The 13,071-nt window shown below is 57.1% G+C and carries 12 protein-coding genes; 6 read left to right on the forward strand and 6 right to left on the reverse strand.

The annotated features are described in order from the left end of the window. Positions 1 to 4: 4 nt before the first annotated feature. The 3 genes from Q1B13_RS03525 to Q1B13_RS03535 are packed head-to-tail and all read right to left on the reverse strand — an operon-like array spanning position 5 to position 3,501. Positions 5 to 283, reverse strand: coding sequence for a hypothetical protein (locus Q1B13_RS03525; RefSeq protein ID WP_299075973.1), 279 nt, complete (start codon positions 281 to 283; stop codon positions 5 to 7). Continuing rightward, positions 267 to 3,062 (reverse strand): glutamine-synthetase adenylyltransferase, encoded by a 2,796-nt coding sequence (locus Q1B13_RS03530; RefSeq protein WP_299075975.1) that lies wholly within the window; start codon positions 3,060 to 3,062, stop codon positions 267 to 269. Before Q1B13_RS03530 ends, Q1B13_RS03525 begins: the two co-directional genes overlap by 17 nt. A 49-nt stretch (positions 3,063 to 3,111) precedes the next feature. Then, positions 3,112 to 3,501: a nuclear transport factor 2 family protein gene (locus tag Q1B13_RS03535; protein WP_298935995.1), complete on the reverse strand. Its 390-nt coding sequence runs from the start codon at positions 3,499 to 3,501 to the stop codon at positions 3,112 to 3,114. Positions 3,502 to 3,643: 142 nt separating this feature from the next. Between Q1B13_RS03535 and Q1B13_RS03540 the strand changes: the two genes are divergently transcribed. From Q1B13_RS03540 to Q1B13_RS03555, 4 genes are all read left to right on the forward strand, one after another. After that, the gene (locus Q1B13_RS03540; RefSeq protein ID WP_298935996.1) at positions 3,644 to 4,066 is read left to right on the forward strand and encodes a DUF2852 domain-containing protein; all 423 of its coding nucleotides are present in this window, start codon (positions 3,644 to 3,646) and stop codon (positions 4,064 to 4,066) included. A gap of 67 nt (positions 4,067 to 4,133) precedes the next feature. Continuing rightward, on the forward strand, positions 4,134 to 4,565 hold the full coding sequence (locus Q1B13_RS03545; RefSeq protein WP_299075979.1) for an RDD family protein: 432 nt from the start codon (positions 4,134 to 4,136) through the stop codon (positions 4,563 to 4,565). A 75-nt stretch (positions 4,566 to 4,640) separates the two neighbouring features. Continuing rightward, complete coding sequence (locus Q1B13_RS03550) at positions 4,641 to 5,465, forward strand: arginyltransferase (protein ID WP_299075981.1); 825 nt, start codon at positions 4,641 to 4,643, stop codon at positions 5,463 to 5,465. Between the two features lie 7 nt (positions 5,466 to 5,472). Next, positions 5,473 to 5,862 (forward strand): VOC family protein, encoded by a 390-nt coding sequence (locus Q1B13_RS03555; RefSeq protein ID WP_299075983.1) that lies wholly within the window; start codon positions 5,473 to 5,475, stop codon positions 5,860 to 5,862. A 141-nt stretch (positions 5,863 to 6,003) separates the two neighbouring features. Here Q1B13_RS03555 and Q1B13_RS03560 read toward each other — a convergent pair whose 3' ends face one another. From Q1B13_RS03560 to Q1B13_RS03570, 3 genes are all read right to left on the reverse strand, one after another. Continuing rightward, the gene (locus Q1B13_RS03560; protein ID WP_299075984.1) at positions 6,004 to 8,358 is read right to left on the reverse strand and encodes a TRAP transporter large permease subunit; all 2,355 of its coding nucleotides are present in this window, start codon (positions 8,356 to 8,358) and stop codon (positions 6,004 to 6,006) included. 17 nt (positions 8,359 to 8,375) lie between these two features. Then, positions 8,376 to 9,302 carry a TRAP transporter small permease subunit gene (locus Q1B13_RS03565; RefSeq protein WP_298936007.1) on the reverse strand — a complete coding sequence of 309 codons (927 nt, stop codon included), beginning with the start codon at positions 9,300 to 9,302 and terminating at the stop codon, positions 8,376 to 8,378. Between the two features lie 119 nt (positions 9,303 to 9,421). Beyond that, complete coding sequence (locus Q1B13_RS03570) at positions 9,422 to 10,504, reverse strand: TRAP transporter substrate-binding protein (RefSeq protein WP_298936008.1); 1,083 nt, start codon at positions 10,502 to 10,504, stop codon at positions 9,422 to 9,424. Between the two features lie 247 nt (positions 10,505 to 10,751). Here Q1B13_RS03570 and Q1B13_RS03575 point away from each other — a divergent pair, with 247 nt between their 5' ends. Further along, positions 10,752 to 12,185 carry a cache domain-containing protein gene (locus Q1B13_RS03575; RefSeq protein WP_298936009.1) on the forward strand — a complete coding sequence of 478 codons (1,434 nt, stop codon included), beginning with the start codon at positions 10,752 to 10,754 and terminating at the stop codon, positions 12,183 to 12,185. Further along, positions 12,182 to 12,829 carry a response regulator transcription factor gene (locus tag Q1B13_RS03580; RefSeq protein ID WP_299075986.1) on the forward strand — a complete coding sequence of 216 codons (648 nt, stop codon included), beginning with the start codon at positions 12,182 to 12,184 and terminating at the stop codon, positions 12,827 to 12,829. Before Q1B13_RS03575 ends, Q1B13_RS03580 begins: the two co-directional genes overlap by 4 nt. Positions 12,830 to 13,071: the final 242 nt, after the last annotated feature.

Consider the following 13,071-nt stretch of genomic DNA (forward strand, 5'->3'; position numbering starts at 1 on the left):
GCCCCTATGTCCCTCGGTCACGGGCGCGCCATCCGCCACGCCGTTTCGGGGCTTGGGCAGTTTGCAACCCTTCGGCCAGCACCTGTGTCATCGGGTGTTCAGAATCCTGCGCGTAATAAGCGGCGTGCAGATCGGTCAGCGCCTGTTTCTGATCCAGATTATCCGGTAAGCTCAAAGCCCAATCCAGAAAGATGCTGCGGCATTCGGGCAAAGCGATGCCATCGATGCGATAAGCCTCGCGGATCAGCCCCTTGGGATCGTTCGGATCAGTGCTGCGCGCCATCTTCGCCCTCCTTGATCACGCTGCCGATCAGACCGGCGGCGGTGATGTAACTGTCCTGCAATGCGGATTGCAGCTGTTCGACCTGTTCATAACCGGTGGCGCGGCACAGAAACGCCGTGCCGCCGTCACCGATTTTGTCAGCCTCGATGACCTTACCCGAAAGCAGCCGCGCCGCACATTGCACCGACCAGCATAAGTCATAGCTGTCTTTCAGCGTTTGTGCCTGCGCGACATCCAACAAGCCTGCAGCGACCGCCCCGTCTAGTCCGGTATGCACATCGCGTTGCGGGCTGCCTGATAACAGCGCCCCGGTTTCGGCCATTAATTCGATGTCCAACAAGCGACCCGGCCCGTTCTTGGCATCCCAGATCCCCGCAGGTGATTTTGCCGCTGCCAGGCGCGCGCGCATCTCGGCCACTTCATGAAGGACCTGATCGCGGTTGCGCGAACTCGACAGAAAGTCAGCGCGAAACGTTTCGATATCTTCCGCCAGGCCGGCATCCCCAGCCACCACACGGGCACGTGTTAGGGCGAGATGTTCCCAAACCCATGCGTCTTTTTGCTGATAGTTGGTAAAACTGGCCCAACTGGTCGCGACTGGCCCCTGATTACCTGACGGGCGCAAGCGCATGTCGACCTCATAAAGACGCCCTTGCGACATCGGCGCAGACAATGCCGTAATCAGGGCCTGCGTGAAACGGGCGTAGTATGTGCGCGTTGCAAGCGGTCGTGGACCGTCGGACATGTCCTGATCCTGCGGGTCATAGATCACGATCATGTCCAGATCAGATTGCGAGTTGATCCGCCCTGCCCCGATTGAGCCCATTCCCAGGACTGCGGCCCCGCGTCCCGGTGCAGGCCCATGTTTTTGGGCAAAACTTGCGGCCACGTGGGGCAGGATCGCCGCGATAACCGCCTGCGCTAGTTCGGCGTAATGGCGACCCGCCTGCGCCCCATCGATCAACCCACGGAGGTGATGCACACCGATCCGGAAATGCCATTCCTTGCACCAGCGACGGGCAAAATCCAACTGCGTTTCGTAGTCAGTTTCTTCAGCCAAGGCACCTGCCAGCTCTGCCTGCAACGCCGCCTGCCCGGGCCAGTCGGCAAAAAAGCTTCCGCCGATCACCGCATCAAAAACAGCGGCGTTGCGGGACAAGTGCGTGGCCAATGCATGAGAGGTCCCGACGATATCGATCAGCAAGTCGATCAACTGCGGATTGGCTTCGAACAGCGAAAACAGCTGCACACCTGCTGGCAGCCCTGCGAGAAACCCATCCAAAGCCAGCAACGCCTCATCCGGCTGCGCGGATTTCGCAAGCCGCGACAGGAGTTCCGGTTTGAGGCGTTCAAAAATGCGCCGCCCCCGTTGTGAGCGCAACGCCGGATAGGTGGTCCAGCGGGCCAGAATGCTCTTGTCGAATGCGACCTCTTGCACTTGAACTGAGGCCGCTGATTGACCCGGCGCAAAAAAACCTTCGGTCAATTCATGAACTTCAGCCAGGCGTCGAGTCAGATCCGAGGTCAACGCCGCACTGCTGATCCCCATCAGGCAGGCAACGCGTTCGATCCCGTCCGGGGATTGAGGCACCTTATGGGTCTGGGCATCATGCACCATCTGAATGCGGTGCTCGACGTCGCGATGGGCGCGGTAATGGTCGGTCAGTTTATCTGCGACGTCCGTTGGCACCCATCCTTTTGAGGCCAGCGCAGCAAGGCCCTGCACCGTACCCCGCACCCGCAGATCAGGATCGCGCCCTCCGGCGATCAGTTGGCGTGTCTGGGTGAAAAACTCGATCTCGCGGATGCCGCCTTGTCCCAGTTTCATATCATGGCCCGGGATCGACAATGCCCCGCCGGTCCCTTTGTTCTCTCGGATACGCAGGCGCATGTCATGGGCGTCCTGAATGGCCGCAAAGTCCAGATGGCGCCGCCAAACAAAGGGGCGCAGGCCATCCAGAAACCGCTCTCCGGCCGCTAAATCGCCTGCGCAGGCGCGTGCCTTGATGTAGGCGGCACGTTCCCACGTGCGTCCAAGGCTTTCATAATACCGCTCGGCCGCCTCCATCGCCATGCAGACCGGTGTGACAGCAGGATCCGGGCGCAACCTAAGATCGGTGCGGAACACATAGCCATCGGCTGTCTTTTCGCTTAACGTTGCGCAGAAATTGCGCGTGGCTCGCACCATGCCTTGCCGAGCGTCGTAGAAATCATCGGGATCAAAGCGCGTCTCATCGAACAACACGATCAGGTCGATATCCGAGCTATAGTTCAGCTCATGCGCGCCCATTTTACCCATCGCCAGGATGACCATCCCAGCGGCCGATTGGACGTCGTCTTCTGTCATCCCCGGTAGCTTGCCGCGCCGCACCAAGGCCGCAATTTCAGCCTTAGCCGCGACATCCGCCGCCAATGCGCCAAAATCCGTGAGCGCTGACGTGACCTTTTCCAGGGGCCAAGCCCCGGCAATATCTGCAAGGGCAGTCAGCAAGGCCATGCGGCGTTTGGCTTTCCTCAAACCCGGCTTTAGCTGATCTGGCGGCAAGGCCCGCGCTGCGGCCATCACATCTGTCATCGCCTGATCCGGGTGCTGCAACGCCTGAGGTAGCCATGCCTTCTCATGTTCGATCAGGCCCTTCAGGTACGGGCTTGATCCGGCCGTCCCTGCAATCAACTCGCCATGTTCAGCAGACAACTCCGGCACCAATGCACGGGTTTCATCCCCCAGAGCTGGATCAAAAGCGCGCGGCAGGCGGGAGATGGTAAGAACATCAGTCATAAGCGCAACCTGCGCATTGCCGTGTCGGGTCGTCAATGGGACAAACCCGTCAGGTTGTCTCCAGTGGGGTGTCCTGACTGAAACTGTTTACCCAAACCTCGTGCCGCCTTTCCCAGAGCGAAGAAATCAACATCGTCTCCCACCTATCGGCATCCGGCCTTTGGTAGTCGGCACGATAAGACAGCAGGACAATGTCTGGCGTCAAAACCATCAGCTTGGCCTCGCTCAGCTCGAATGTCGCCATGGTAGGCGCATCGGCGAATTGGCCAACGTGATCATCCCTGTTGGCGAATCCAGAAGGATAGACCCCCAGAAAATCCGGGCTCAGCAAAGCTCGATCTGCCTGCGCGTTGCCCGAGACCAGCGCGGCCCAGACCTGCTTTTCCAGATCAAGGATCGCGTCAACCGTCGGGGCGGCCTTGTTTTCAGTCATACTCATATCTGCAAACTGCGCGTGATCCCATGCCGCGTCAACCAAATCGCAAAATGTAAATCTTTTTCACATCGACCTCTTGCATCCAGCTAAATGGACCCCATCTAGACAATGTGAAAGGAATTTACATCAACCCTGGAGAGCCCAAATGACTGCACTAACTGAACCCGTCGCCCCGCAAAACCCGGGATGGTTCTATCGTGCCGAGGCCTGGCTTGACGACAAAGGCAAAGGCGCCTGGATCGCTGCTATGGTCCTTGGATTCATCTTCTTCTGGCCGATCGGCCTTGCCTTTCTGGCCTATATGATCTGGAGCAAACGAATGTTCAGCAAGTCCTGCAGTCGCCGCAAATCCTGGCAAAGCCACATGAGCACAATGAAGCCGTCCGGCAACAGTGCGTTTGACGCTTACAAATCGGACACCCTGGCTCGTCTGGAACGCGAACAACAGGATTTCGAAGCCTTCCTGCGCCGACTGCGTGAAGCCAAAGACAAGGCAGAATTCGACCAGTTCATGAATGATCGCGCTCGCGAGAACCATGAAGAAACTGACAAAGGTGAACCTGCCTGATCCCGCTTGCCCTGTTCCGATTGTTCGGGACAGGGTTATCTGACACCATCACCTGGATATTCCGATTATGACAAACCTGCCCGATCCCGATCGCCAACCTGAATTCTACAGGTCTGTGACGACAAAACGCTTTGTCGCCTGGCTGTTCGATATCGCCTTTATTTCACTGCTGTGCACCGTCGCAATCCTGCTGACTTTCGGACTTGGGTTTTTCATCCTCGCGCTGATTTACGCGGTCGTCAGTTTTGTCTACCGCGTCGTAACGATCGCGAACGGATCGGCCACATTGGGCATGCGCTTCATGGGGATCGAGCTGCGCGATGCATTCGGTGAAAAGATGGACACAGGCAAGGCGGTTGCCCACACTGCCGGCTACTTTGTCAGCATGATGTTTCCGGTGATCCAGATCATCTCGGTTATCATGATGATGACCAGCGCGCGCTGTCAGGGACTGACAGATGCGTTCCTCGGCACTGTAATGATCAATCAACGCGCCTGAAAATCCTTCGTGTGAATCACTTGGCGGCCAGAAAAACCGTTGCTATCATCCGGTTTGAGGCTACACAGGACCTTCATGCGACACACGCTGCCCATTGCGCCACAATTCTATGTGACAGCCCCTCAGCCCTGCCCTTATCTTGAGGGCAGGATGGAGCGGAAGTTGTTTACCGCCCTGCAGGGCGAAGGCGCGGATCAGCTAAACAACTCGCTGTCGCAACAAGGGTTTCGCCGGTCACAAAACGTCTTGTATCGACCCTCCTGCACGGACTGCTCTGCGTGTCTGTCCGCAAGGATCGACGTTTCAGCCTTCCAACCCTCAAAAAGTCAGAAGCGCGCAATCAAGCGCAATTCTTACCTGCGACGCAGCGCGAAATCTCCTTGGGCAACCGACGAGCAGTACGATCTGTTTCGCGGATATCTCGACAACCGACATGCCGACGGTGGTATGGCGGACATGGACGTGTTTGAATTTGCGGCGATGATCGAAGAGACCCCGATCCGCAGCCGTATCGTCGAATACACGGATCCCGAAAACGGCGATTTGATCGCCGTCAGCCTGACCGATGTCCTCGATGATGGGCTTAGCATGGTCTATTCGTTTTATAACCCTGTGCAGCCGCAGAATTCCCTTGGTACCTATATGATTCTCGACCACATCGATATCGCCCGCGAGGCTGGCCTGCCCTACATCTATCTGGGCTACTGGGTCCCAGGTAGCCCCAAGATGGGCTACAAAGCCAAGTTCGCGGGGTTGGAAGCCTATGTTCAGGGCCAATGGCAGAAGATCGACGACCCGACCGCGTATCAGGATCCGTCACATCATCCACTCTCATCCGCCCCGATCGCCGAGCAGGTCGCCAACATTCAGTTGCCGGATCGTCACCCGACCAAAGGCTAGACGCCAAATGCAGCAATCCCTCCATGCAGTCACCCTTGTGGTGCCTGACTATGATGATGCCATCGCGTTCTATACCGAAACGCTGGATTTCGAACTGGTACAGGACATCGATCTTGGGGGAGGGAAACGCTGGGTCCGCGTAACGCCTCCGGGGTCGGGCGACGCATCGCTTTTGCTGGCAGAAGCGGTCGGGTCGGAACAACACGCTGCAATCGGCAATCAGACCGGAGGGCGCGTCGGCTTCTTTCTGCAAACAGACGATTTCACCCGCGACCACGCTGCCATGCTGGCCAAAGGCGTCACCTTCGAAGAAGCCCCCCGCCAAGAACCCTATGGCTCCGTTGCAGTTTGGCGCGACCCATTCGGCAACCGATGGGATCTGATTCAATTCACCTGATCCAAATCTTCATCTGGCTGAAAATATCCCGGGGTTGAATTGGCCAAAGGCCAAGAAGGGGCGGAGCCCCTTAATATCCGGCACAAAGCAAAGGGGGCCGACTGGCCCCCCTTTTCCGATAATCATTAGCTTCGCCGATCCTCAATTCGGGATCAGATCCGGCACGATGGTCACGATCGTTGGGAAGAACCACAAGATAGCGATACCCACCACCTGAATGATCACGAATGGGATGATCCCTCGATAGATATGCCCGGTCGTCACCTCTTTTGGTGCCACCCCTCGCAAGTAGAACAGCGCGAACCCAAACGGAGGCGTCAGGAACGAGGTTTGCAGGTTCACAGCCACCATGATCGTGACCCATTTCGGATCAAACGATCCGCCATAGATCACCGGACCCACGATGGGGATGACGATGTAGATGATCTCTAGGAAATCCAGCACAAAGCCAAGGATGAACAACACCAGCATCACGATCAGGAATACGGTGAACTCATTGTCAAAGCTCTTGAGGAATTGCTGGATATAGTGCTCTCCACCAAACGAGATCACCACCAGGTTCAGCAATTGCGACCCGATCAGGATGGTGAACACCATCGACGTCACCTTAGCCGTCTCGCGCACCACAGGCGTCAGGACGCCACCGGTGAACAAGACCCAGCATCCATAGACCAAGCCAAACAAGGCATAGATGTAGGCGGCATACGCAAGGAAGAACGCGACCCAGCTTTCGAACGACACCCCGCCCTGATTGACGCGCAAATCGAAATTCACGCCGAGAAGCAGGCAGATGATGACGGCAAAGGTCGACCAGATGATCACATTGCCGGACCGACCCTGATCCTGAAGCTTCCGATAGGCCGCCAGCATGATCGCACCGCCCGCACCCAAAGCAGCGGCTGGGGTCGGATTGGTCACACCGCCAAGGATCGAGCCCAGCACCGCTATGATCAGAACCAAAGGTGGGAACACCACCCGGATCAGATCATTTGTCGCGCAGCGCGCTGCCGCTTCCTTGCAACCGTAGATCGCAAGGGCGAAAGGCACAGCCAACAACAGGAAAGTGGCACCCGAAGACGTGGTTGGTTTTATCAGCAAGACATCGACAAACAGCATCAACAACAGACCAATCGCACCAACGATCAGAGGCTGCGGTGACCGCGACGGCGCGATGCCCCGCCCCAAAACCAACGTCAGCCCTAGTAGAACTGCAATAACCGCCACGCCATTCCCGATCGGAGCTGCTGCCGCAATCTTCGCGTCACGCGCTGCGACAAGATCCTCCTCACTCAGGCGTTCCGCATTCGAAACACCACCGGCCGCATCGATCTCTTCCTGCTCGGCAATCGCTTGATCCCACGCTGCCTGACCATGCAGATCAATCATCGAAATCTTGCACTCTTCAGGCACATTGGTGCGCAGTGATGCACCCTGCCCGACATCCGAGAATGCTGATACCGTGACGTTCTGGCTGCCGATCAGTCCAACACTGCCCAGCAACACGGCGCCAACGATCAGACCCACCGGGGCTGCCAGCAACCACGTCAGGCCTTCCGCGCGGGTAATCGGTTCGCCACTTCCACCGGACATCGGCACAGCGGGTGCCTTGTCGGGGTTCAAAAGCGCATAGCCAAATGCATAAAGCGCATAAAGCAACGCCAACATGATCCCCGGCAGCAAGGCTGCCTGAAACAACGTGCCGACCGACACAACCGCGGGCTCACCAAGATAGGTCAACGCATCGCTACAACCTGCCTCAACTGCACGGGCTTCCTGCGCCGTTGAATACAGGTCTCCGGCCAGCGTCCCCAACAGAACGATCACAATCGAAGGTGGAATGATCTGTCCCAATGTCCCCGAAGCCGCTATCACACCCGTCGCCAGTTCCGGCGAATAGTTGTTGCGCAACATAGTCGGCAGGGCCAACAGACCCATCGTCACCACGGTTGCGCCGACGATCCCGGTCGAGGCCGCAAGAAACGCGCCCACAACCACAATGGATACAGCCAGACCACCCGGCAGCGGGCCAAACACCCGGGCCATTGTGGTTAGCAGATCATTCGCGATTTTCGACCGTTCCAGCGTGATGCCCATCAGAACGAACATCAAAACTGCCAGCAGCGTTTCGATGGACTGCCCCGCAAGAACGCGTTCGTTCATCCGGTTGACGATGAAAGATACGTTGCGGTCCAGCGCAGTTTCCCAGCCCGCGGGGAACACTGGCTCGCCTATCCTCGGCAAGTCCGGATATCGGAAAACGGATACCGCGTCGGGTTTAACGCCTGTCGCAACCAGATCCCGATACATCTGCGAGCTAGTATCAATCGCCTGATGTATCAGCAGGCCGGAACTGTCCAGCGCAGCAATAATTCCGAATGAGATTACCCCGGCCCCGCCGATGGCAAAGGCCACAGGAAAACCGGAAAGGATGCCTCCGAAAAGGCAGAAAAATACGATAATGAGGCCTATCTCGACGCCATCAAGTCCGAATAACATTGTCTGGGTCTCCGTCCCTAATGTGCGCCTTCGTAGGCTTCTTCACCCTCACCAAGGCTGTCCTTGTCGAGGTATTTTCCAGCGCTTTCCGGTCCTTCGACATATTCCAGATACGAGCGGTACAGGAACGCGATCGCATGCAGGAACACCATCGCCGCAAAGGCCACCAGCAGGATTTTGAACAGGAAGTAAGCGTTGAATCCGTTGGGGCTGAACCCGATGGTTTCGACATTCCAGCGCATCGCGCGGGATTTCATGACCAAGCGATCCAGTGTATCGCTGGCTGATGGTTTCGGTACGATCAGGTGGCGCCACATGAAATACCAACCATACATCCAGGTCAGCACAGCCATAGGCATCATGAACAGAACCGCGCCCAGCATATCCACAACACGTTTGGCACGGTGGCTTATCCCTGCATAGATCAGATCAACCCGCACATGTCCGCCCTGCACGAAGGTGTAGGTGCAACACAGGCAGACGACCATAGCGTTGTAGAGTTTGAGCTCTTCCGCGAACCAACTGATATCCATCTGGAACGGAATACCCAAGCCAAAGGCCATATCCGGTCGTGTAAAAACCCGCTGCATGAAAACGATCACGATCTGCTGGATCACCATCAGCAAACCCGCCCAGGCAAAGAACCGCCCGGTTGTGTTGGCAAAGCCCTCAAGGCCCCGCACGATGCCCCACATGAAATTCCGGTAGTACAGGCCGATAGCCGTCAAAACCAAAAACAGGGCAAAGATCACAAAGAAGAACTCGACCGACCCGCCGTAATAGACAAAGCGCATGATCGCTTCTTTGTCCGACCAGTTCAGCCAGAGATGCGGATGCGTGATGGCGTATCCGAAATTATAGAAGGCTTCGGCAATGTTCTGAACGAACCAGACCAGTCCGTTCCACAGGGCGCCGAAGAACGAGATACCGTTTTCGTCCTGCATGTTGTCCCCAGGTCGCGTCAGTTGCCTTGCTGATTATTGGGCTTGTCCAACCCACGCAATTGCAACAGGAAAGGTTTCCCCACAGTCGCGGGGAAACCGTTTGATCTCAGCGGTGTATGTTAGCCGCGAACGCGGTCACGCTCTGCGGTATAGACACCCGATGACAGGTTGTTCCAAGCCGAGGACGCCGCCATCGACGTCATTGCGCTGTCGTGGATACGCTTGAACAGGTCATCACCCATATACTGATCCAGCACTTCCTGGCTTGCCTGACCAAAGGCATCCCAAACAGGCTGAGGGAATTCCAAGACCTTGACGCCAGCGGCCTGCAGACGCTGCAGCGCCGCGCCGTTATTGGCCAGGAATTGCGCCAGGTTCCACTGGTGGCATTCACCTGCGGCGATCTCGATGATCTTCTGCTGCGCTGCTGACAGGCTGTCATAAACCTCGCGGTTTGTCGCCAGCGACAGTCCCGCGCCCGGTTCGTGGAAGCCTGCGGTGTAGTAGGTCTTGGTGATTTCCTGGAAACCCGCCTTTTCGTCGGCCCATGGACCGATCCACTCGGTTCCGTCAAGCGCGCCGGATGACAGGGCCTGATACACTTCTGAACCCGGAATGTTCTGAACAGATGCACCCAGTTTACCCAGCGCCTCGCCACCCAGACCTGGCATACGGAATTTCAGACCGTTGAAATCTTCAGGGCTGTTGATCTCTTTCGAGAACCAGCCGCCTGCCTGGGCACCAGTGTTGCCGGCCAAGAAGGATTTCAGGCCAAAGATCTCGCCCAATTCGTCATGCAGCTGCATGCCACCGGCGTGGTAGTACCAGTTCACCAGTTCCTGCGCGGTCATTCCGAATGGAACTGCGGTAAAGAAGGCATAGCCCGGATGCTGACCGACAAAGTAGTAATCCGCCGCGTGGTACATGTCGGCCTGACCCGACGACACGGCATCGAACACCTCGAAAGCGCCAACCAGTTCACCAGCTGCTTTGATTTCAACGTTCAGATTGCCATCCGACATAGTCGTGATGCTGTCGGCACAACGCTGAGCGCTGTCAAAGACGCCCGCAAGGCCACGACCCCACGAGGTGACCATGGTCAGAGTGCGCTTGCCCTGCGCATATGCCGGTGCTGCCAAAGTGGTTGCCGCAGCAGCCGAGCCGCCCAGCGCGGATTTTTTCAGAAATGAACGACGATCCATATGAGTATTCCTCCCCTTAATAGTCCTGACCCAAGAAACTTTGGGCCTGTCGCATTCAGTGAGCGTCAGACTAGTGTCCGCGACCTGAAAAGGAATACCTATTACTGCGTAGAGATCCGGCTTTCTTTCCGGTTTTCGCCAAAAAATATGGGCGATTTTCCAGCCTAAGACGGGCAACTGGGGCAATATCACCCGCGCACGCCCAATCTTTTTGCATTTTCGCCGCCGCTTGCGTATCGATTCGACCATGCAAAGATTTCGAAACATGGTCTCGCTGAACTACGCCCAGAAACTGTCGTTGGTAGCGGCAATTCCCTTGGTCCTCGCCGTTGCGGCGATTGCCGTGCTGGTCGCCTATGAGGCGCGCGCAACCGCCGAGCGGGAAATCCGGGCGCTGGAGCGCAGCCTGATCGAGGCCAAGAAGGAAGAACTGCGAAACTATGTAACCCAGGCCAGAAACGGGTTTGCATATATTTATGGCCGGGCTGAACCGGATGACGAAGTTTCAAAGAATCTTGTTTCGCAAATCTTGTCGGCCATGATCTATGGTCAGGATGGGTTCTTTTTTGTCTATGATTACGACGGCAAAAATCTGGTGAGCCCCCGGCAGACTCAATTCATCAATCGCAACTGGGAAGGCCTGACCGACAGCGACGGCACTCCGATTGTGGATGAGTTCATTCGCCTCGCGCGACAAGGTGCGGGGTGGCACAGTTTCATGTGGCAAAAGCCGTCAACCGGGGAAGAGGCGCGGATGATCGCCTATGTGGTTGGGTTGCAAGACTGGCGTTGGGTTGTGGGCACCGGCGTGTTCATTGACGATATCGTAGCCACTGTCGCCAATGCCCGAGCCGAGGTTGAGGCACGGGTACAGCGCACCTTTATGTATATCGGCGCAATTGTGACTGCTGCAGTTTTGATCGTGTTCGCCTCGGGAATGCTACTGAACATCCGCGAAAGACGTCTCGCAGACGCCAAGTTGAAAGAGCTGACGCAGCGCGTTTTCGACGCGCAGGAAGAAGAGCGCGGCCGGGTCGCCCGCGAATTGCATGACGGCATCAGCCAGATCCTTGTGGGTGTCCGCTATGCGTTGGACAACGCCCGACGGCGGCTTTCCCGCGGCGATGATGAGGGGGCACGTGCGCCACTGGACAAGGGTATCGATCATCTGGGATCGGCGATCACCGAGGTGCGCCGCATCAGCCGTGATTTAAGACCCGGCGTGCTGGATGACCTTGGTCTTGGCCCTGCCCTGAAGGCTCTGACCGATGATTTCCGCGACCGCACGGGGATCGAAACGGATTTCTCAACCGTGGTCTTCCGCAACCGGCTGGATCAAGACAGCAAGATCGCGCTCTATCGGATTGCGCAGGAAGCCCTTACAAACATTGAACGCCACGCAGATGCATCTCGTGTTACAATTGACCTGCGCGGGCACAAAAAGGGGGCGACCATGCGCATCACCGACAATGGCCGAGGATTGCGTTCAGAGCCGGGACAAACTGGCACGGGTATCGGTTTGCGCAACATGCAGGAACGCATTGAGCAGCTTGACGGATCACTGCGCATTCTGTCATCACGCGGGCCGCGCGGCGGCACAGTGATCGAAGCCAGCCTGCCGCTGAGCCATTTGCTGCCGCCACAGACTGACGCAACTCCGAACCGAAAGGCCGGTACATGAGCGCCGAAAAGATCCGAGTTCTGATCGTTGATGACCATCCAATGGTCGCCGAAGGTATTCAATCCATCCTCGAATCCTATGAGGAGATCGCGGTGGTTGGAACATTGGGCAGTGGGCAGGCGGCGGTGGATCAGGCCACGCAACTGGCGCCGGATGTGGTGTTGATGGATTTGAACATGCCCGGCCTTGGCGGGCTGAGCGCAACCGAGATCATTCTCGAACAATTGCCCGAAACCCGCGTTCTGATCCTGTCAATGCATGACAGCCCGGAATACATCTCGACCGCGCTCAACCATGGCGCGAAGGGGTATATTCTTAAGGATGTTCCGACGGAAGAGATCAAACAGGCCATCGATGCGGTTATGCGCGGCGAGCAATATCTGTGCACCGGTGCCAGCCTGTCCCTGCAGCCCAAAGGTGACAGCACACGCGAGGCGCTTACCGGTCGGGAACAAACAATTCTGCTGGAGCTGGCACAGGGAAAATCCAACAAACAGGTTGCCCAGACGCTTGATATCTCAGTGCGCACGGTCGAGACACACCGCAAGAATATCAAACGCAAACTGGGTATCTCTTCAACAGCCGGCCTGACCCGCTACGCGCTTGAACATGGCGTGCTGCAAGGCACCGGGGTCGGCTTCTAACTTATGCGTACCCGCAGCGCGCAGCGCTGCGCAGCCCAACCAGAGGACATGCGCTGAAAGCGCGTTGACGATGGGCGGGAGCATTTACGCCCCGCTTTGAATGCCTTCCCCGAAAACACCAACGTGCTCTTTTCATCCAACTCATCGAACTCACGCTGTTGATAAGGTTGATCGAACGGTGGTCGGACACGCCCGTCCGGCAATCCTCGAGCCCGGGACGCAAGATCTGAAAAAGCGCGCCT

Origin of the sequence: uncultured Ruegeria sp. (assembly GCF_947489545.1) — a bacterium.
Lineage (GTDB): Bacteria > Pseudomonadota > Alphaproteobacteria > Rhodobacterales > Rhodobacteraceae > Ruegeria.

Excerpts from the sequence above, each read along its gene's own strand:
- Q1B13_RS03575 (WP_298936009.1), top strand. The coding sequence starts at position 10,752 with ATGCAAAGATTTCGAAACATGGTCTCGCTGAACTACGCCCAGAAACTG.
- Q1B13_RS03555 (WP_299075983.1), top strand. The coding sequence starts at position 5,473 with ATGCAGCAATCCCTCCATGCAGTCACCCTTGTGGTGCCTGACTATGAT.
- Q1B13_RS03540 (WP_298935996.1), top strand. The coding sequence starts at position 3,644 with ATGACTGCACTAACTGAACCCGTCGCCCCGCAAAACCCGGGATGGTTC.
- Q1B13_RS03525 (WP_299075973.1), bottom strand. The coding sequence starts at position 283 with ATGGCGCGCAGCACTGATCCGAACGATCCCAAGGGGCTGATCCGCGAG.
- Q1B13_RS03550 (WP_299075981.1), top strand. The coding sequence starts at position 4,641 with ATGCGACACACGCTGCCCATTGCGCCACAATTCTATGTGACAGCCCCT.
- Q1B13_RS03560 (WP_299075984.1), bottom strand. The coding sequence starts at position 8,358 with ATGTTATTCGGACTTGATGGCGTCGAGATAGGCCTCATTATCGTATTT.
- Q1B13_RS03565 (WP_298936007.1), bottom strand. The coding sequence starts at position 9,302 with ATGCAGGACGAAAACGGTATCTCGTTCTTCGGCGCCCTGTGGAACGGA.
- Q1B13_RS03570 (WP_298936008.1), bottom strand. The coding sequence starts at position 10,504 with ATGGATCGTCGTTCATTTCTGAAAAAATCCGCGCTGGGCGGCTCGGCT.
- Q1B13_RS03545 (WP_299075979.1), top strand. The coding sequence starts at position 4,134 with ATGACAAACCTGCCCGATCCCGATCGCCAACCTGAATTCTACAGGTCT.
- Q1B13_RS03580 (WP_299075986.1), top strand. The coding sequence starts at position 12,182 with ATGAGCGCCGAAAAGATCCGAGTTCTGATCGTTGATGACCATCCAATG.
- Q1B13_RS03535 (WP_298935995.1), bottom strand. The coding sequence starts at position 3,501 with ATGAGTATGACTGAAAACAAGGCCGCCCCGACGGTTGACGCGATCCTT.
- Q1B13_RS03530 (WP_299075975.1), bottom strand. The coding sequence starts at position 3,062 with ATGACTGATGTTCTTACCATCTCCCGCCTGCCGCGCGCTTTTGATCCA.